This window comes from Candidatus Hydrogenedentota bacterium (genome assembly GCA_019637335.1).
GTDB lineage: Bacteria > Hydrogenedentota > Hydrogenedentia > Hydrogenedentales > JAEUWI01 > JAEUWI01.
Genome location: JAHBVV010000017.1, coordinates 47739 through 67111, shown reverse-complemented (window position 1 = coordinate 67111; position 19373 = coordinate 47739). Strand labels below are relative to the sequence as shown.

16 protein-coding genes and 1 tRNA gene are annotated in these 19373 nt (G+C 66.0%); 8 read left to right on the top strand and 9 right to left on the bottom strand.

Going from position 1 to position 19373, the window contains the following annotated elements; genetic code table 11:
• Nucleotides 1–8 precede the first annotated feature (8 nt).
• Nucleotides 9–890 carry a DUF58 domain-containing protein gene (locus KF886_17305; protein ID MBX3179115.1) on the bottom strand — a complete coding sequence of 294 codons (882 nt, stop codon included), beginning with the start codon at nucleotides 888–890 and terminating at the stop codon, nucleotides 9–11.
• Nucleotides 891–907: 17 nt separating this feature from the next.
• The gene (locus KF886_17300; GenBank protein MBX3179114.1) at nucleotides 908–1894 is read right to left on the bottom strand and encodes an AAA family ATPase; all 987 of its coding nucleotides are present in this window, start codon (nucleotides 1892–1894) and stop codon (nucleotides 908–910) included.
• 409 nt (nucleotides 1895–2303) lie between these two features.
• Here KF886_17300 and KF886_17295 point away from each other — a divergent pair, with 409 nt between their 5' ends.
• Nucleotides 2304–3440 carry a response regulator gene (locus tag KF886_17295; protein MBX3179113.1) on the top strand — a complete coding sequence of 379 codons (1137 nt, stop codon included), beginning with the start codon at nucleotides 2304–2306 and terminating at the stop codon, nucleotides 3438–3440.
• 6 nt (nucleotides 3441–3446) lie between these two features.
• On the opposite strand, the gene KF886_17290 is transcribed toward KF886_17295, so the two are convergent.
• The 5 genes from KF886_17290 to KF886_17270 all read right to left on the bottom strand — a co-directional run bounded on the left by KF886_17290 (nucleotide 3447) and on the right by KF886_17270 (nucleotide 7865).
• Nucleotides 3447–5159, bottom strand: a complete 1713-nt coding sequence (locus tag KF886_17290; protein ID MBX3179112.1) for a hypothetical protein — start codon at nucleotides 5157–5159, stop codon at nucleotides 3447–3449.
• Nucleotides 5159–6526: a hypothetical protein gene (locus KF886_17285; GenBank protein ID MBX3179111.1), complete on the bottom strand. Its 1368-nt coding sequence runs from the start codon at nucleotides 6524–6526 to the stop codon at nucleotides 5159–5161. The genes KF886_17290 and KF886_17285 overlap by 1 nt, the downstream gene beginning before the upstream one ends.
• 2 nt (nucleotides 6527–6528) lie before the next feature.
• Nucleotides 6529–6816 (bottom strand): hypothetical protein, encoded by a 288-nt coding sequence (locus KF886_17280; GenBank protein ID MBX3179110.1) that lies wholly within the window; start codon nucleotides 6814–6816, stop codon nucleotides 6529–6531.
• 31 nt (nucleotides 6817–6847) lie between these two features.
• Complete coding sequence (locus KF886_17275; GenBank protein MBX3179109.1) at nucleotides 6848–7339, bottom strand: hypothetical protein; 492 nt, start codon at nucleotides 7337–7339, stop codon at nucleotides 6848–6850.
• Between the two features lie 67 nt (nucleotides 7340–7406).
• A complete protein-coding gene (locus tag KF886_17270) occupies nucleotides 7407–7865 on the bottom strand; it encodes a hypothetical protein (protein MBX3179108.1) in 459 nt (152 codons plus the stop codon).
• Between the two features lie 156 nt (nucleotides 7866–8021).
• Here KF886_17270 and trkA point away from each other — a divergent pair, with 156 nt between their 5' ends.
• Together trkA and KF886_17260 are read left to right on the top strand one after the other, a co-directional pair.
• Nucleotides 8022–9365, top strand: coding sequence for a Trk system potassium transporter TrkA (gene trkA / locus KF886_17265; GenBank protein MBX3179107.1), 1344 nt, complete (start codon nucleotides 8022–8024; stop codon nucleotides 9363–9365).
• Nucleotides 9362–10849 (top strand): TrkH family potassium uptake protein, encoded by a 1488-nt coding sequence (locus tag KF886_17260; GenBank protein ID MBX3179106.1) that lies wholly within the window; start codon nucleotides 9362–9364, stop codon nucleotides 10847–10849. Before trkA ends, KF886_17260 begins: the two co-directional genes overlap by 4 nt.
• Before the next feature lie 72 nt (nucleotides 10850–10921).
• Here KF886_17260 and KF886_17255 read toward each other — a convergent pair whose 3' ends face one another.
• Nucleotides 10922–11476: a sigma-70 family RNA polymerase sigma factor gene (locus KF886_17255; GenBank protein MBX3179105.1), complete on the bottom strand. Its 555-nt coding sequence runs from the start codon at nucleotides 11474–11476 to the stop codon at nucleotides 10922–10924.
• A gap of 261 nt (nucleotides 11477–11737) precedes the next feature.
• Nucleotides 11738–13810, bottom strand: a complete 2073-nt coding sequence (recG, locus tag KF886_17250) for an ATP-dependent DNA helicase RecG (protein MBX3179104.1) — start codon at nucleotides 13808–13810, stop codon at nucleotides 11738–11740.
• Nucleotides 13811–14093: 283 nt separating this feature from the next.
• Between recG and KF886_17245 the strand changes: the two genes are divergently transcribed.
• The 5 genes from KF886_17245 to KF886_17225 all read left to right on the top strand — a co-directional run bounded on the left by KF886_17245 (nucleotide 14094) and on the right by KF886_17225 (nucleotide 19350).
• Entirely contained in the window at nucleotides 14094–16349 is a 2256-nt protein-coding gene (locus tag KF886_17245) for a hypothetical protein (protein ID MBX3179103.1), read from the top strand.
• Between the two features lie 122 nt (nucleotides 16350–16471).
• The gene (locus tag KF886_17240) at nucleotides 16472–17632 is read left to right on the top strand and encodes a DNA cytosine methyltransferase (protein MBX3179102.1); all 1161 of its coding nucleotides are present in this window, start codon (nucleotides 16472–16474) and stop codon (nucleotides 17630–17632) included.
• 42 nt (nucleotides 17633–17674) lie between these two features.
• Nucleotides 17675–18079, top strand: a complete 405-nt coding sequence (gene vsr, locus KF886_17235; GenBank protein MBX3179101.1) for a DNA mismatch endonuclease Vsr — start codon at nucleotides 17675–17677, stop codon at nucleotides 18077–18079.
• A gap of 192 nt (nucleotides 18080–18271) precedes the next feature.
• Nucleotides 18272–18346, top strand: a tRNA-Gln gene (locus KF886_17230).
• A gap of 47 nt (nucleotides 18347–18393) precedes the next feature.
• A complete protein-coding gene (locus KF886_17225) occupies nucleotides 18394–19350 on the top strand; it encodes a ribose-phosphate pyrophosphokinase (protein MBX3179100.1) in 957 nt (318 codons plus the stop codon).
• Nucleotides 19351–19373 lie beyond the last annotated feature (23 nt).

Sequence of the window (19373 nt, the reverse complement as noted above, 5' to 3'; positions counted from 1 at the left end):
CCGCCGGCCTATGCGAGCATGCGCCGCTCACGCATGCGAAAAAAACGGTGAAGCGCGCCGATATAGGGCGTATCGGTTTGCAGTTCAATCAGGTCAACCCGCAGCCGCTTGAAACAATCGCTCCGGCGCGATCGCCGGAAAGCGCCATCGTCTTCGTAAATCTCCCGCAATCGTCGGCGCCCTGTGTCCGCAAGATACACCTGCCCCGTTTCGCTGTCTTCCAGCGCGATCAGGCCGGCGTCCGGCAGGCTGAACTCCCGGGGATCGTCGATCGCAACCGCAATCGTGTCGAACTTTCGGCTCGTAATCCGCAGCGGCCCCTCGAAGTCGCCCGACATGAAATCCGAGACCAGAAAGACGATGGCGTGCCGGGGCGCCACCTGGTTGAGGTAGTGCAGGGCCGCGGCCACGTCCGTGCCGACGCCATCCGGCTCAAAAAAAAGGATTTCACGTATCAGCCGGAGGATATGCTTTCGGCCCTTGCGCGGCGGCACGAAATGCTCGGCGCGATCGGTGAAGATCAAAAGCCCCACCTTGTCGTTGTTCTTGATGGCCGAATAGGCCAGCACCGCGCACAGCTCCGCCGCCAGTTCACTCTTCAGGCGGGCCCGGCTCCCGAATCGTTTCGATCCGCTCGCGTCCACGGCCAGCATCACGGTCTGCTCGCGCTCCTCCGCCATCACCTTCACGTGCGGCTGCCCCGTGCGCGCGGTGACGTTCCAGTCAATAGCGCGGACATCGTCCCCCGGCACGTATTCGCGGACTTCCTTGAACACCATGCCCTGCCCCTTGAACACGCTCTCGTATTGCCCCGCAAGCAAATCATTGACCACGCGGCGGCTGCGGATGTGTATCCGCTGGATCTGCTGCATCACATCGGCTGGGATCACGGCAATCGCCCTCCGGCTCAGGGGACCGGCACGGTTTCGAGAATCTTCTTGATCAGGTGCTCGGCCGAGATGTTCTCCGCCTCCGCCTCGTAACTCTCTTTTACCCGGTGCCGCAGCACGTCCATCGCAATCTGCTTCACGTCGTGCGGGTACACATTGCCCTGGCCCTGCAGGAACGCCATGGCCCGCGCGCCCTGCTGGAGGTAGAGCGTCGCGCGCGGCGAAGCCCCGTACTCGATAAGATGGCCGATCTTCAGCCCAACGGATTCCGGGCGCCGGGTCGCGTGGACGATATCGACGATGTAATCCTTGGCCTTCGGGTCGACATAAATCTCGTTCAGCAGCGTCCGCGCCTCCAGCAACTCATGGCGCGTCACCACCGGGTCCACCTTCTGCCGCCGGAGCAGGTCCACCCGGTCCATGATCGCGCGTTCCTCCTCCCGGGTCGGATACGTGATCTTCACCTTGAGCATGAACCGGTCGATCTGGGCCTCGGGCAGCGGGTAGGTGCCCTCGTGCTCCAGGGGATTCTGCGTCGCCAGCACCATGAACGGCTCCTGCATCGGGAATGTAGTATCGCCGATCGTCACCTGCCGCTCCTGCATCACTTCGAGCAGCGCGCTCTGCACCTTCGCCGGCGCGCGATTGATCTCGTCCGCCAGCAGGATATGCGCGAAGACCGGCCCCTTCTTCACGCTGAAATCGCCCGTCTTCGGGTTGTACACCTCCGTGCCCACCAGGTCCGCCGGCAGGAGATCGGGCGTGAACTGGATGCGCTTGAAGCTGCACGCCAGGGCCTGCGCCAGCGTGGTCACCGCCGTCGTCTTCGCCAGACCGGGCACGCCCTCCAGCAGGATGTGGCCATTGGCCAGCAGGCCCACCAGGAGCCGATCCACCATGTAGCGCTGGCCCACCAAAACTTCGCCCATGGCCTGCCGGAGCCGGGCCACCAGGGGCGCCTGCCGCGCCACGCGCTCGCGAATTTCATCTACCGGGGATGTCATGCGCACTGCTCCATATTCCGACGCCAGACGTGCTCCGGGCCGCCGGCCGTCTCCTGCCGCCCGCCCGACTAACTGTACCAGTTCGCGCCGCGCTTTCCCAACGCCAGCCCCGAGAATACTCAGGCCCAATCCCACATCACCCGCCCCGCCCCCTCGAAGCGCCATACAATTCGCGTACATTCGTGTGCATTCGCGGTTCAAGTTCATTCGGTTGCGGTCAATGCCCGCCGTGCGCCAAGCGCGTTACCCGCACTACCTGAACGCCCAACCCCGGACTGAATGCGCAATTGCGCGAACTGTGAAAACGTGATACCATGATTTCTCGGATTACCGGGTATAAGGGGCGCCGGTTGGCGGCAGATCATGCCAGCCTCTTGCGCATCAAGCAGTTATCACGAGGTAGAACGTCTTGCTCAAAGACAGAAACCGAACGACGCGCATTCTGGTTGTGGATGACATGCCCGAAAACGCCATGGTGCTGCGCAGCTTCCTGGAGCCATTGGGGTACCGGGTCGAATACGCCGCGCATGGCGAAGAGGCGCTGGATCGCGTCGACTCGGACCCGCCGGACGTCATCCTCCTCGATATCGCCATGCCCGGGATGAACGGCTTCGAAGTATGCCGGCGGCTTAAGCAGAATCCGGACACGGTTCACATCCCCGTGGTAATCATCACCGGCATGGCGGACAAAGAGACCAACGTTGAGGCCGTGAAGTGCGGTGCGGACGATTTCCTCATAAAGCCCTTCGATCGCATCCTGCTGGAAGCGCGGATTAAGAACTCCTCCACCACCAAGCTGCTCCATGATCGGCTCGTCGAGTACAAGAATGAGCTGGAACGGAAGGTGAAAGCCCGCACGCAGCAGGTGGTTCAAACCCAGCAGGTGACGGTGTTCGCTCTCGCCAAGCTTGCGGAATCGCGCGACAACGAGACCGGCGATCACCTGGAGCGGATGCGATCCTACGCGCGGGAACTCGCCGCCGAAATCATCACGCTCGACAAGTACCGGGACACCTGCGACGAGAGCTACGCGCAGGCGATTTACCAGTCGACGCCGCTTCACGACATCGGAAAGGTTGGTATTCCGGACAGCATCCTGCTCAAGCCGGGCAAGCTGACCGAGGAAGAGTTCGAGATCATGAAGCACCACTGCCGCATCGGCGGGGATACCCTGCGCGCGGCGGATATCGAGGCCGGCCGCGACTCCTTTCTCGCCATGGGGCGCGATATCGCGTACTATCACCACGAAAAATGGAATGGATCCGGCTACCCCTTCGGTCTGGCGGGCGAGGCCATCCCGCTTTGCGCCCGTATCGCCGCCCTGGCGGATGTCTATGACGCGCTTTCGTCGCGCCGCCCCTACAAGGAGCCCTTCGATCACGAAAAATCGCGCGCGATCATCCTCGAAGGCAGCGGCACGCACTTCGACCCGGACATTGTAAACGCCTTCCTCGGTCGGGAAGAGCAATTTCTGGCGATTCGCGCAAAGTTCGACGGCGAAGGCCGCCTGGAAGCGCTGCAACCCCTGCTCAAGCAATACCAGTAGGCGCGATCAGGGCGCTGCAAGCAGGCGAAGCGCCGCGCGTAAGGCCGAGGGAGCGCTCTCGGGCCAAGGCCCCTCGGCGGCGGGCATGTTGCCCCCCTCCCACCCTTCAAGCAGCACATCCCACCGCGACAACCCGCTCCCGGAATCCATCGTACGCACCCACAGGGCGGCCCACGGCGCTTCGCCGGCCTGTTCCTCATCGCGGTTAAGCTGCCGGAAGCGGATGCGGGAGTACAGCTCCTCGCGGCGATCCGCACAAACTCCGGGCTCCGGCTTTCCGCGGAGTTCCCCCAGCAATCGCGCGCTCTCAAGCCCGAGGTACTGCGTCTTGAGCAAGGCCATGGACACCGTCTCGGAGGCCGCCCCGCCGCGAAGAACCCGGCCCGCGCCCGGGTCCCGCGCCAGGAATCCGGCGCACGCCGCGAGCGCGGCATCCGCGCGGGCCGCCCACGCCGCTCCGGCTTCCGGGCCCAGATGCGCGCAATGCCGCCAGGCCGCCGCAAGCAACCACGCGGCGGACTCGGGGGCCGCGGGACGGTCCAGCCGCGCGCGCATTCCCGCCGTGTAGAATTCCGCCGGGAGGGACCCCGCCGGATAGCCGCTCCGGCTGTCCAATCGCACCCGATCAATCAGGAAATCGAGCGCCCCACCGGCCAGGTCCGTATACCCGGCCCCATCCAGCGCGGCCACCGCCCAGGCCGTGTCGAAGACGGACACCGTATCCCCCGAAGGAATGGAGACCGGGCTGGAAACCAGGGCGCCGCTCGCCCGATCAACACAGATCAGGAGATCGAGGAGATCGCGCCGCGCGCCCGCGCTCAGCGACGCCGGCGCCATCGAAAGCCACGCGGCGCCCGCGTCCTCCGTTAACGGCCTGGCGGCCTGTACCCCGTCAATCGCGGCCGCCGCCGCCCGCGCATCTTCGCCCGCGCCCAGTAACATCGTATACACCGCGCGGTCCCCCTCGTACACCGGCTCCAATACCCATTCTGCGTACGCCGGGCCAACCACCGCCGTGCGCGTGTCTTCGCCGGCTGCCGGCTGGGACTCGAATTCGCCGGCGGGCGCCACGCTGGCGCACGCCACGGGATTGAGCGGCATCGCCTCCCAGTAGACGCCGTCGTCAAACGCCCGCCAGGACGAAGCCGGCGCTTCCGCCGCGGCAAGGGAATGCGCGCGCGCCCAAGTGTCTCGGCCCGGCGCGCGGGGCCGAAAGTCGGTCGCCGACTGCCGCTCGGGGTCATAGTACGTAGCAAAGCCTCGCCGCCCGGCGGGCTGAGCGCCCAGCGATTCGCCACCCGGCGTCCTGGACGTGACCGGCTCAATCTGCTGGCGCCACGCGACCCGCATATCGCGCGGATACCCCTGAAGCGACAGGGCCACCGCCACCACCGCGACGTCCGGCAGGGCAAAGACCCTTTGCACGGCGTACCGGCCCGGATCGTTCGTTTCAAACCGTGCTTCCAGTACGACGGAGTCCGGCGCCTCGTAACCCGTCCGGGCAGACGAGCCGAGCGCCCGCCACGATTTCCCTTCCCGCATCAGCCAGCCGCCACCGCCCCAATGATTGGGCGCGCCCGGACCCGGCCAGTTCAACTGGGCCATGCGGCCTTCCGCGTCCAGGCCGGCGTACACGATGCCGTTGCCCGTTACCCACGCCACTTCGGGAGGTGCGGCGGCGGCAACGAGCAGGCCCGCCGCAATGAGGATCGCGGCCATCAGGCGCCGCCCGCGTCCCGCGCGAGATAACCGGCGCCGGTGATCGCCCCGTCCCGCTCTTCGAGGCGCAACTCGAATCGGCCCCAACCGCCGAACGCGTCCAGCAGGGGGATGATCTCCCTTTCCACATCCCGCCGGTTCCAGCCCGGAATCCACTCCGCGTCGGCGGCTTCCCGCAGGATGGCCCGCGCCGATTCACTGGCGCGCAACCAATCGAAGCGCGCCGCCAGTACCGCCTGAGAATCCGGCTGGAATGTGGCCGCCAGCTGGCGGGGCATCAGGTGTTCGTGGCTCGTCCGGAAAAGCGCCTCCGGCCTGGACACCATCCCCCACGCCCGCGCCGCCCCCTCCACCGGGACCAGCCATCCGGGGGTCTCGTCCCACTGATGCGGGACGCGTAGCGCCTCGGCCCAGGGCTCAGCCGTCTCCACGCCGGGTCCAAACTCGGACCAGACCACCTCCGCGGTAAGCGATTCTCCCGACCAGCCCGCCGCGAACAGGCCCGCCGCCCACGCGTTCTCGCGCGGCGGGACGAGCTCCACCGGCGTAAAGGCCCGCCACCAGGCTTCCGCATAGGCGCGGATGGCGTCGGCTTCGGGAAGACGCGCCAACAAGGGCGCGACGGCCCCGATCGCCTCGGGCGCAAATCCGCCGCGGCACGCGACCCAGCCCGCCGCGTCATCCCATCCATCCGGCGCGCGCATAGGCGGCCCGCCTGGCGGCTGGTGCAGGGAAAGATCGAGTGCGAAAGGCAGACCGTCGGCGGCCTCCAGACGCAATGAGGCGCGGTTCGCCGGCCAGGCCAGCGCCACCGCCCGCCCGGAGCCGGCTTCGCCTGACAGCGGTTGCCCTTCCCGTTGCATCCGGTCCAGGTACGCCGGCGACGACGCGATCAGCAGGAAACCGTCCCGCCAGCCCGCGGCCAGCTCGCGCGCGAACGGTGCGCCATCCTCCAGCGGTTGAACGGGGCTGCGGACCACGCTGGTCAGGCGCAGGAGCAATCCGGGGCGCAGGATGAGGCACCAGTCCTCCCCTTCACCGCCGATCGCGGCCTGATACCCCGCCCAAAGGCGCATCCGGGACGGGGTCGGGCGAATCCCGGTCATTTTCCGGATGGCCACCTCGATCGCCCGCAGGGCGTCCGGCGCACTCGCCTCAAAGGAATCCGCGGCGGGCAGCGCGGCCAGTCTCTCCCAGAAATCGGGCGCATTGGCGACCTGCGCCTCCCAGGTCCAGCCGTCCAACCTAAATCCCGCGCTGCGGGCCTCCTTCAGGCGCGCGTCCGCCGCGACCAGCAGGAAGCATGCGAGCCCGGCAAGGGCCAGGGCCCGGCGATTCCACCCCCGGCTTTCCCGCGGCGCGGCCATGGCTAGCGCGCGCTCTCCGCGCCATCGCCCCAGATCGCATCCCGGTCGCGCGTACGCCGGTCTTCGATCATCGCGAGTTCATGCGCCAGTTCGTCCTTCAGCGCGGAATAGGCCGCGTGGGAATCGGCGACCGCCAGTTTCCCCTCATAGTCGATCCGCAGGGCCGCGGCCTGCGCGTCGTACTTCTTGTCCACTTCGGCCAGCGCCGCTTTTTCCGCGTCGCTGAGGGAGCGAATGGGACCGGAGGCGGCTTCAAGGCGTTCCAGGGCGAGTTCGTAGGCAGTTTTCACGATAAGGCTCCTTCGCTTCGCGGGCGCGTGACTAAAACGAGAATTCATCATCCAGCACGGATGAAATGAAACGCTCCACCGATATCGGAAAGTACCGGTTGTCGGGAGATATCAGCACGCCCGTCGTTATGTCTTCGCGGCGCTCCAGATCGTCCAGGCAGCGCGACAGCAGGCTGTCAACGGACTCGTTCCTATGTTCGATCGTAAGGTATTCGGACTTGCAATCCACCGGGCGCTCGGGAAAGCCCAGGAAGCCGAAGACGCGCCCGGAAATCTCGAGATCGACGTTGTCGCTTCCGAAAACTTCCTCGTAACTCGGCGCATAGTGGGAGGGGCGGATCACGAACCGCCGCGAAACCTGCACCTTGCCGCTTACGGTCGTGGCCTCGTAGCCGGACTCGAACGAGGGCCCCAGGCAGATATACGGCAGCTCGTGGTCGCCGCGCACAATGCCGTAGGTCGGCTTGCGCACGATGACCGTGCGGCGGAAAATGCTGCGTATTTCTTCGGGATTGAGACCCATGCCGCTACCCTGTGCCGCCCGGGGTCCGGCGGCGTGATGGTGAACCTATGCCCCGGTTGCCCGTAGCTTAGCGGATGCCGTCTTCCAGCGCAACCAGCCCGCACTCGAGGATCTGAATTGCGTCGCCCGTCTGATTCATCTGGTACAGGACCGCCACCGTGGCGCCAACCGGCAGCGTTTCCCAATACGGCGCCGGAATCCGGAAATCGGCCCGCATACGCCGATCATTTTCGAGGGTGACCTCAATGGTCACCAAACCACCGCCCTCCGCGCCCGTCTCCCCGGGGCCGCGCTCGGCGATGACGCCCGTGCCCCGGCGCACGCGCTCGAACGCATAATCCGAGGTGCGATTCAGGTTTACGGCCACCTGGGCAAGCAATACAATCGCGATGGCCCCGGTTAGAATGACGAACGCGCGCTGGCCGCGCGAAAGCGGCGGCGCGATCGGGCCCTGCCGGCGCCAGGGGGTTTGTCGCGCTTCCAGCGCGCCGTCCACCGTGCCCTCACGGGTGTATTTCGTGGCCATTTCAACCTCTCCAATCCGGCCCGCGGCGCGTTGCAGACATCCCCCGGGCCTCTTCATCATACTACAGAAACCGCCAAAGCGTTTGACTCCAGCGCGCGGTTTGTAGGACCATGCGGGGCTTGCGGTGTCCGTAGCGCGGGAAGGGTCCGGACTGACATGAACATCTTTATCGCCGGCGGCGGGCGGGTCGGATACCACCTCGCCCGCCTCCTGAGCACCGAACACCAGGACGTAACCGTCATCGAGCAGAATCCGGACATCGTCGAGCAAATCGACTACGCCCTGGATGTGAGCACGGCAACGGGCGACGGCTCGTCGATCATGCTGCTGCAATCCCTGAACGTCGGCTCCGCCGGACTCTTCGTGGCCAGCATGGGCAACGACGAAAAGAACCTCATCGCGGCGGCCACGGCCAAAGGCCTCGGCGCGAAAGTGGCCGTCGCCCGGGTGGACAGCCCCATGTACATGGAATCCAACATCCTGTACGAGACGGTCCTGGGTATCGATTATATCCTGAGCCCCGACTCCCTGGCGGCCCTGGAGATAGCCAACTACATTGAGCACCCCGGCATTCTCAGCGCACAGGACTTCGGCAAGGGCAAGGCCCAGATGCTCCAGGTGCGCGCGGCCAAATCCCCCACCCGAAACGGCAAGACCCTGAAGGATGTCATTCGCCCCGGCAGCGGCGTCTTGCTCGGCGTCATCGAGCGGGACGGCAAATGCATGATCCCGCACGGCGACTCCATTGTGGAGCCGGGCGATCTGGTCACCTTCATCGGCACCCACGAGAGCATCGACCAGATCCAGCGCCTCTTCCACGGCGAGGAAGTGAAGCCGCGGCGGGTGGCCATCATGGGCGGCGGCACGATCGGCCTCCGCCTCGCCCAGGCCCTCGAAGACAAGATGAAGACGGTGAAAGTATTCGAGCGGCACGAGGAGCGCGCCCAGCGGCTCGCGGAAAAGCTGGCCAGGGCCAAAGTGGTCTGCCGCGACGCCACCTCGCGGGTCGCGCTCGAACAGGAGCACGTGGACACCATGGACATGTTCGTCGCCGCGACGGGCGACGACGAGCGCAACATCATGGCGGCCGTGCTCGCGAAGGAAGTCGGCGCGCGATCCGTTGCGGCCATCGTGCACCAGCCAGATTTCGCGCCGCTGGTGAAACGGCTGGGCATCGATCTGGCCGTGACGCCACGCGCCTCCATTGCAACGCGGATCATGAAAATGATGTACCGGGGCGATGTGACCTCCCTGGCGGTCCTCGGCGAGGGCCAGGTCGAAATCGTGGAAATGGCCGTGCGCGACGGCGTCTCGGTTCTCGGGCAGCCGCTCAAGGACCTGCGCATGCCGCGCGGCGCCCTCGTCGCCACGATCATTCGAGGCGACTCGGTCCTGATCCCGAGCGGCAATGACGCCATCATGGCCGGCGACTCCGTGATCGTCATCGCAGCGGCCAAATCCCTCGACGCGGTCCGCAAAACCATGACGAAACGGCCATGAACTACCGGCTCGTCGCCAAGTACCTGGGCCATTTCACCGTCGCCGTGGCCCTCCTGATGATTCCCTCGGCCATATGCGCGGTCCTCTTCCAGGACTGGAGCTCCCTCGTGGCATTCCTGAAGTCCATGGCCCTCGCCGGGCTTGCGGGCGCCCTCCTCTCGGCGGCGGGATTCCGCGCGCCCGACCGCATGTTCCAGCGGGAAGGCCTGGCCCTGGTGGGCGTGGGCTGGCTCGTGACAGCGGCGGTCAGCGCGCTGCCCTTCATCCTGAGCGGAACGCTCACCCCGGTGGACGCCTACTTCGAGGCCATGTCGGGCCTGACAACCACCGGATCAACCGTTCTGACAGATATCGAGGCCGTGCCGCCCAGTATCCTCTTCTGGCGCTCCTTCACCCACTGGATCGGCGGCATGGGCATCATCGTCCTGTTCGTGGCGGTCCTGCCGTACATGGGGGCGGGCGGAAAGCAGCTCTTCAAGTCGGAATCGCCCGGCCCCGACCCGCGCGGCCTGAGCCCCCGAATCAAGGACACCGCAACCACCCTCTGGACCATGTATGTCGGTTTGACCGCCGTCCAAACCGCCCTGCTGATGCTCGCCGGCATGAACCTGTACGACGCCCTCACCCATACCTTCGGCACCCTGGCCACCGGCGGCTTCAGCCCGCGCGCGGATAGTATCGCCGCGTTCGACAGCCTGGCGGTCGAAGTGATCATTATCGTATTCATGGTGCTGGCCGGCACGAATTTCGGCCTCTACTTCGCCATGCTGCACCACGACTGGATGGCCCCCTTCAAGAACACGGAGTGGAAGGCCTACATCCTGATTCTCGCGATCGCGTCCTTCCTCATTACGATAAACCTGATGGGCGTGCAGGGGCGCATCGCGGTTGATACGGCCGCGCCGCCCCCGCCGGACTACAGCGCGGGCGAGGCGGCCCGCCACGCGGCATTCATGACGGTCTCCCTGATGACGACCACCGGCTATGGCACGGAGGATTTCGACAAGTGGCCCTACTTCTCGCGCATGCTGCTGGTCATACTGATGTTTGTGGGCGGTTGCGCCGGCTCCACCGGCGGGGGAATCAAGGTCGTTCGCTTCATTATGCTCTTCAAGATGGCCTACTGGCGGCTTGAAAACACCTTCCGCCCCAAGACCGTCCGCCCGATCCGCATCAACGGGCAAGTCGTGGACGAAGGCACGCAGCGGACCGTCTACGCATTCTTCTTCATCCACATGATTCTCTTTGCGGCGGGTTGCCTCTACATGTCCCTGCTCGGGCTACCGTTCCAGACGGCGATGACCTCCGTTGTCGCAACGCTGAACAATATTGGCCCCGGCCTGGAACACGTGGGGGCCGTGGAGAATTTCGCGTTCATTCCCGCCTCGGGCAAGTTGTTCCTGAGCCTGTGCATGGCGATGGGCCGCCTCGAACTCTTCAGTATCTGCGTCCTGCTGCTTCCCGCCTTCTGGAAACACAGCTGACCGCGCCGTGAAGGTGTTTCCCCGAGGCGCCGCGCGCGGCCAGCCCCCATTGCCCCGGCCCCGCAAGCCCCCTTACCTGGAATCGGCTTCGCCGTCGCGCGCACCGGGAGCGTAGCCGGCCAGCCGCTCGCGCAAGATCTTCCGCCCCCGGTACAGGCGGGACATGACCGTGCCGATGGGGCAATCCATGTACTCCGCGATTTCCTTGTAGGATTTCTCCTCCAGATCCGCCATGATGACCGCATCGCGGAAGTCCCGCGGAAGATCATCCACGGCGGCGCGGACTTCGTCGTCCAGCAGTTCGAGCATGTCCTGGACGCGATCCCCCACCGGCGCGGGCGGGATCGCGGTCTCCGCCGTATCCGCGCTGGAAAGCTCGACGGCCAGGGGCGTCCGCGCGCGCTTGCGATACTCGTTGATGAAGGTGTTGCGGAGAATCGTCAGAAGCCACGCCTTGATATACGTGCCTTCCTTGAACTTGTCGTGGAAGCGGAGGGCCTTGACGAGCGCGTTCTGCGTAAGATCATCGGCGTCGGCCGCGTTGCGGGTAAGGCGCAAGGCCACGGCATGGAGCATGTCCATATGCTCCAGCACGAGGTCTTCGAATTCTTTGGAACGCTGCGACAACGAAATGATCCCACCCCGGGGTACCGGCGGCCCGGCCGGGCGCCGGCCATGGCGGAGTCCACGGTGCCGCCGAGAGCCGCGGGCGCGCCATATGCTCGCGCCGGATAGTAGCAGGTCGTTTCGGGGCGAGTCAAAGCACGCGAGGCCCAATAGCCGCGGAATTCGCCTTCTTCGCTACCAAACTATAGCGCCTTTCCCGGACGTATCGGGGCCCGCGGCAAGCCGCTCCGCGCACGGCCTGATTCGCCCCGCGGGGCGCACTCAGAGCGCGGCGCTTTCGCACGCTTCGATTCTTGCGCGGAGCGGGTCCCAGGCGGCGTCCGCGAGTTCGGGGTCGTCCGCCAGGATCGCCTCCGCGCGGCGCCGCGTGCGGTCCAGCAGGCGCGCGTCCCCGGCCCACGCCGCCGCGTGCGGATCGTCGAAACCGGCCTGCCGGAATCCCGTCACTTCCCCCGGGCCGCGCAGACGGAGATCCGCCTCCGCCAGGTCGAACCCGCTGCTCATCTCGCAAAAGATCCGCAGCCGCTCGCGCCCCTCTTTTGTCGCGGGCTTGCCGAGCAAGAAGCAGTAGGATTGAGCGTCCCCCCGGCCCACGCGACCGCGCAACTGGTGCAGCTGGGTCAGCCCGAACTGGGACGCGTTCTCGATGAGCATTGTGGTCGCGTTGGGCACGTCAATGCCCACCTCGATGACCGTCGTGCTGAACAGCACATCCACCTCGCCCGCCGAAAAGCGCCGCATGATCTCGTCCTTCTCGCCCGCATCGAGCCGCCCGTGGATACAGGCGGTGCGCAGGCCGGAAAGCGGGCCGGTGGAAAGCTCCGCGAAGTGATCCTCCACCGCCGTGCTGTCCTGTCGAAGCTCGGACGCCTCCACCAGCGGGCACACGATAAAGCTCTGGCGGCCAAGCCGCGCCTGGTCCGCCACATAGGCATAGCAACCAGCCACCTTGCTCTCCGGGATATAGCGTGTCTTGACCGGCTTCCGTCCCGGCGGAAGGCTGTCGATAACCGACAGATCCATGCCGCCATACAGCGTCATCGCGAGTGATCGGGGGATGGGCGTCGCGGTCATATGCAGCACGTCCGGGCGCTCGCCCTTCTCCGCCAGCGCATTGCGTTGCGCCACGCCGAAGCGGTGCTGCTCGTCGATGATGACCAGCCCAAGGCGCTGGAAAGTCGTCGATTGCTGAAATAGCGCCTGCGTCCCCACGACGATCCCCGCCGCGCCCGCCGCAACGCCACGCCGTATGGATCGCGCGCCCCGCTGGCTGCCCGTAAGCAGTTCAACGCGAACCCCGAGCGGCTCAAACAGCGCCCGCAGGGTCTTGAACTGCTGTTCCGCGAGAAGCTCCGTCGGCGCCATGTAAGCCGCCTGGAAGCCGCTGTCGATCGCGGCGGCAACCGCATGCGCCGCGACAATCGTCTTCCCGGATCCAACATCCCCCTGCACCAGGCGCGTCATGGGGCGCGGCTCGGCCATGTCCCGGAGTATCTCCGCGATGCACCGCTCCTGGGCTTCGGTGAGCTTGAAGGGCAACTGGCGATCGAGGGCCTTGAACAGCGGCCCGTTCATGTGGTGTGCTACGCCCTCCTCCCCCCGGCGGTGCAGACGCTTCCGCAGAACGCCGATCTGGATGGTGAGCAGCGATTCGAAAATGAGGCGCGCGCGCGCGGCCTCCGCCGCCTCGCTGCTCTCGGGAAAGTGGATCTGCCGCAGGCACGCGCCCAGTGGGGCCAGCCCTTCCGCGGCGCGCACCGCGGGCGGCAGCGTTTCCGGAATGGTCCCGTCCACGCGATCGAGCGCCTCGGCGATCCACGTGCGCAGCATCCGCTGGGTGACTTTCTCGGTCAGCCGGTAAATCGGCACAATCCGGCCCGTATGCAGCCCCGCGCCCGCCCCCGCTTCCAACACCTCGAACTCCGGGCTCTTGAGCGCCAGCCCCTTGTACTCCTCCACAACCCCGTGGAACACCCCCGTCACCCCGGGCCGCAACGTCGAGTTCGCCAGGTAACCCCGCCCGAAAAACGTCGCCTTGATCGCGCCGGTGTCGTCCTCCAGCACGAGCACCGCCATGGATCCGCGCCCCCGCATCCGCACGTTTCGCGCTTCCTTCACCCGGGCCTCGAACGTGACGGTTTCGCCCCTGGCCGCCTCCGAAATCGGGGTAAGGCGCCGGCGGTCCTGGTAATCGCGCGGGAAGTGGTACAGCAGTTCACGCACGGTCGCCAGGCCCAGCTGTTGCAGGAGCGACGCCCGTTTCGGGCCGATTCCAGGCAGATCGCCGAGCGGCGTGTCGAGGAGAAGCGGTTCTTTCTTCGCGGAGTCGGGCATGGGCGGGCACGATAGCGCGCCGGGGAATCCGCGCGCAAGCCCGCCGCACACTGCAGACCGAAAATGTTGCGCTACCGCGCCATGGATTGGCAATCTCGCGGCGATACCGCGGCGCAATCGCGTTGTTTGCCCTCCGTCACGCGGAAGGCGCCCGCCGGTTGCGTTTTCCGGCGTTTCTTGGCTAGGATCAACGGCCCGGCGAATTGGTTGGCCGCGGGTCGCTGCCTGGCGTGCATTTCCCGGTGTCACTGGCGCGTCGTACCGTTAGAAGGATGCTGCCTCCATGATTTACAAGTACGCCGGATTCCTGAAGACGGTGCTGGAGCGCCACGATCCGGAAGGCCGCGCCGCCGCCGAGTACGTCGAGTTTACCGCCGAAGAAATTGCCCATTGGGCGCTCGTGGATGATCCGGCCGATCGCGAATGGCAGTCGATCCCGGCCGAACGTGTGCAGACCGCTTCGGGGGTAAGCCTCATCGGGCATTTCGAAGGCGTCCGGCCGATTGACAGCCTCCCGTCGAGCGACCCCAGCTTCTGGGTATCGCTCAGTTCCCGGCGGAGCCAGGACAGCCGCTTTCCGATTGACCTCAACCGCTACCCCGTGGCGGAGATCACCTACCGCTGCATTTCCATGTCCGCGCGCCCGGCCTGGGTGCTGAGCTACCGCGGCGGAACCCACTTTGACGCCCTGGAACCGGCCCAATCCTGGCAGACCGCTGCGCGCCTCGTGCAACATCACGGATTCCCCCGCTTCATCGACCATTGCGCATTCCGGCTCTACGCGACCAAGCGCAAGACCGAGACCTTCGAGATCCAGTCCATCCGATTCCGCGGCCTGAGCACCAGGGAGCACGCCGCCTGCTACGGGCCGGATAGCGGGCGCCATCCGATGGCGGAAGCCCCGCAATATCCGTTGCTCAACGAGTTCCTCCCGCTCGGTGTCTACATGAAGGCGGGCACCGCCAAGCGCATGGCGGATTGCATGGAGATTTCGTTTCGCGACTACTGGCGGTTCGCCCTGGAGGATATTGCCCGCCACCACCACAACAGCGTCGCCATCGAGGAGATCGACCGCCTCACCCCCTCGGAATGGCGCGAAGTGCTGGGCCTGGCGGATTCGTACGGAATCCGCGTGCTGGCCCACCACCACTGGCCGCGCGACGAATTCCAGCGCGACCCCGACAAGCTGATCGATCGCGATATCCGGCCCTTCGCGGATTCGCCCGCCATACTCGGCTGGGCCATCCAGGACGAGCCCCCGTCCCAATCCTTCAAGATGCACGTGGACGCCCAGGCGCGCATTCAGGAGGCGGACCCCAACCATCCGCTCGCCGCGATACACCGGGACACAACCAACGTTCCCCTGTTCGGCCCGCACTTCCCCGTCACCGGGATCTCCCATTTCAAGTCCCACGCCCCCTGGGAACTGGGCGATACCGTCCGCGAACACTACCCCCTCGCGCGGGGCCAGCAACTGTGGGTGGTCGCGCCGGCTTTCGTATTCTCGACGGACACGCCCGAATGGAATACGAGCCCGGAAATGCGCCTCATGATCAACCTGGCCTTTGCCAGTGGCGCGCGCGGATGGTTCGCGTTTGTCTACCACAACGACCCGATCTGGGTGCAGGGGAACACCCAGCGATCCCTCACTGGTCCGTTCCTCAACTTCAGCGACAACTGGGCGGAGCTCGGGCACCGGGTGGAGCGCTTCTTCGCCCTGGCCCCCCTCGTGCTGAACGCCACGCCCTGCGCCGAGCCCGAAGATTGCCCGTTCAAGATCACCTGGCAGGAACACTCCCGCTCCCAGCGCCCGGAAGGCGTGCCGGCAATCCAATGGAGCTGGCTCGCCGGTTCCGACTACCGGCTGCTCTACGTGATAAGCAACGAACTTACGGAAGTCACCACCGTCTACATCGAGGCGCCCGATTCCCCGCCCGCCGGCCTCGAAGCCTATGACGTCTCCGATTTCGTTCGCAGCCGGCTCTGGTCCCCCATGCCCTGGCGCCGCCACCTCGAAATGTTCCCCGGCCAGGGCCAGGTCATCCTCCTCGCCACAAACGGCGTCGCCGAACGATGGCGGGACGAGGTCGCCCTGCGCCTGCAGGAACAGGACCGCCGCCAGATCGCCCTCGATCTGAGCCTGGCCCGCCGGTACAACCTGGATATCCGCGAGGTCCATCGCAAACTGCGCCAGGCCGGCACGGGAAGCGCAATGGAGGAAGCCCAGCGGTCGCAGGAAGCGCGGGAACATCTCGTCAACCTGCTCTACCATGCCCCGGCGCTGGCCTCCGCGCGAACCAATCTCATCGGCGCGGGCGCCGCCCTGTGCGCCTGCGACGGAGCGCTCTGCCGCCTGCTCGGCAACGGGCGCGTGGATCCGGCCTTCGAACTGGGCCAGGAAGTGCTCCCACTCGCCCGCCGCATGGCCCGGCTCCGGCTCAACGTGCGCCGGAACCACGACGTGGACATTATTTCCGAGACCCAGGCGGTGACGCGGGAAGCCCTCGCCCTCATGGACCGGATCCGTGCGGTGCGGTGACGCGATATTGCGGGCCGCCGCCCCGCTGCGATAGGGTGAAGGCCCCGGACTCTATTCAATGGGGTCACACCCTGCCGCAGTGCAGCACGCGGCGCGCTCGGGCCAGGATTCGAAAGCAGACCATGATAAAAAACGCCAGCTACCAGTATTACGAGTTCTTCGCCGGCGGGGGCATGGCCCGCGCGGGTCTCGGCGACCGCTGGGACTGTCTCTTCGCAAACGATTTCGACCCCTCCAAGGCCCGTTCATACCGGGCCAATTGGCCGGGTGACGACTTGTTCGTCGGCGACGTCAGGCACATCACAACCGATCAACTGCCCGGCGCGGCCCACCTGGCCTGGGCCTCCTTCCCCTGTCAGGACCTGTCTCTGGCCGGAAACGGCGCCGGCCTCAACGGCGATCGCTCGGGAACCTTCTGGCCGTTCTGGAAACTCATGACGGACCTGAATCGGGAGGGCCGCGCCCCGGCGATCATCGTGCTGGAGAATGTCTGCGGCGCGATTTCGTCCCATGGCGGCCGCGATTTCGCCTCCATCTGCGACGCCCTCAACAGGCAGGGCTACCGCTTCGGCGCCGCCGTCGTCGACGCCGTCCACTTTCTGCCACAATCGCGCCCCAGGCTCTTCATCATCGCCGCGCGCGCCGATCTCGATATCCCCGCCCGCCTCACCGGCGATTCTCCACACCCCGTATGGCACACGAAAGCCCTCCGGGGCGCGGTGGAGGCCCTGAAACCCGGACTCCGGAAGCGCTGGATTTGGTGGGACTTCCCGGAACCCGCACCGCGCGAGACGCGCCTGGCGGACCTCATCGAACCCAACCCGCACGATGTCGCCTGGCACACCCCCGATCAGACGGCGAAGCTCCTCGGGATGATGAGCGACCTGAACCGGCAAAAACTCGAACAGGCGAAGGCGGAAGGCCGGCGGATTGTCGGGACTCTCTACAAGCGGACCCGCCCCGATGGCCCGGGCCGGAAAGTACAGCGCGCCGAAGTCCGGTTTGACGGTATTGCCGGCTGCCTGCGAACCCCGGCCGGCGGCTCCAGCCGACAGCTAATCATGGTGGTGGAGGGCGCATCGGTGAGGACCCGACTCCTCTCGGGCCGCGAGGCCGCGCGCCTGATGGGGCTGCCCGACACCTACACCTTACCCGCCAACTACAACGAGGCGTACCACTTGACGGGGGACGGTGTGGCCGTTCCCGCCGTTCGTCACCTCGCGGAGCATCTGATTGAGCCGCTACTGAAGTCGAATAAATCTTCCTCGAAGCACGCCGCATGAGCGCCGCGACGCCGGGGTCCACGCCCCGATTCAGCGATCCTGATGCCTGAAGACCCCGAATCCCGCAGCCGCACCATGCGCGCGGTGAAATCCAAAGACACCGCCCCGGAAATGCTCGTTCGGCGCATGATTCACGCCGAGGGTTTCCGGTACCGGCTGCACGATCCGTCCCTGCCCGGTAAGCCCGACCTGGTGTTCAAATCGCGCCGCAAGGCAATCTTCGTGCACGGCTGCTTCTGGCATGGCCACTCCTGCAAACGCGGCGCCCGCATCCCCGCGACCAACCGGGACTACTGGCGGCGAAAGATCCAGGCCAATGTGGATCGGGACAAGAAGCACCGCGCCGCGCTGCACGCCCTCGGCTGGGACGTGCTCACCGTCTGGGAGTGCGAAACCCGCGATCACGACGCCCTGCGAAGCCGTATTCTGGCCTTTCTCGGCAGGTAAATTCCCGGGCCGCCCCGCCCGCCCATTCGGGTCTCCCGCACAGGCTCCCGCGCGGCCTAAGTCCCGCGCGCGCGTTGACTTGATAACGGCCCGCTTGCTATACTCTCCAATCCCGTGACGCGCGTGTGGCGCCTGTGTGCCCGCGCTGTCGTATGCCCGGAAAGCAGGCCCGCGGGCCTGGCCGTGCAACACAGGGGCGTGGCCAAGTGGTAAGGCACCTGCTTTTGGTGCAGGTCATCGTGGGTTCGAATCCTACCGCCCCTGCCATTTAGAACTTCCGCGCCGGCTTTGCCCGGTAGAGGATCGGCATCCCGGTGGCCTACACGAGCGATTTGAAAGTTTTCAGCGGCGGCGCCTCCGAGACGCTCACCGCCGGCGTTTGCGACCATCTCGGTTGCAGCCCGGCCCGGGCGAACGTGGGCCGCTTCTCGGACGGCGAAATCCGCGTGCAGATCGCGGAGAATATCCGCGGGCGCGACGTGTTCCTCGTGAACAGCACCTCGCCGCCGGTCAACCGGCACCTGATGGAACTGCTGATCATGATCGACGCGGCGCGGCGCGCCTCGGCCGAACGGATCACGGCGGTGATGCCCTATTTCGGCTACGCCCGCCAGGACCGGAAAGACAAGGCTCGCGTGCCGATCACGGCGAAGCTCGTGGCGAATCTACTGACGGCCGCGGGCGCCAACCGCGTGCTGACGGTGGACCTGCACTGCGGGCAGATACAGGGTTTTTTTGACATACCGCTGGATCACCTGTCCGCGGAAGTGGTCTTCGTCAACCACCTGAAGAGCCGTCTGGCCCTCCAGGAGGACTTGATGGTGGTTTCGCCGGACACCGGCAGCGTGGGGCGCGCGCGCGAGTTCGCGAACCGGCTGGGCGTTCCGCTCGCCATTGTGGACAAGCGCCGCCCGAAGGAAAACGTGGCCGAAGTGATGAATATCATCGGGGACGTGCGCGGGAAACACGCGCTCCTGTTCGATGACATGATAGATACCGCGGGAACGCTGGCCAAGGCGGCCAACGCGATAAAGGCGCACGGGGCGCTCTCCGTGCGCGCCTGCGCCACCCATCCGGTCTTCAGCGGGCCGGCGCTGGATAACATAGAGAACTCGGAACTCGAAGAAATACTGGTTTGCGATTCAATCCCGTTGTCGGAAAAGGCCCGGAGCAGTTCCAAGGTTAAGGTGCTCTCGCTGGCGGCCCTGATTGGAGAGGCAATTCGCAGAATTCACAAGGATGAATCGGTAAGCAACCTGTTCAAGGGTTGAAGCCGGCTCGGAGGCCCAAGCGG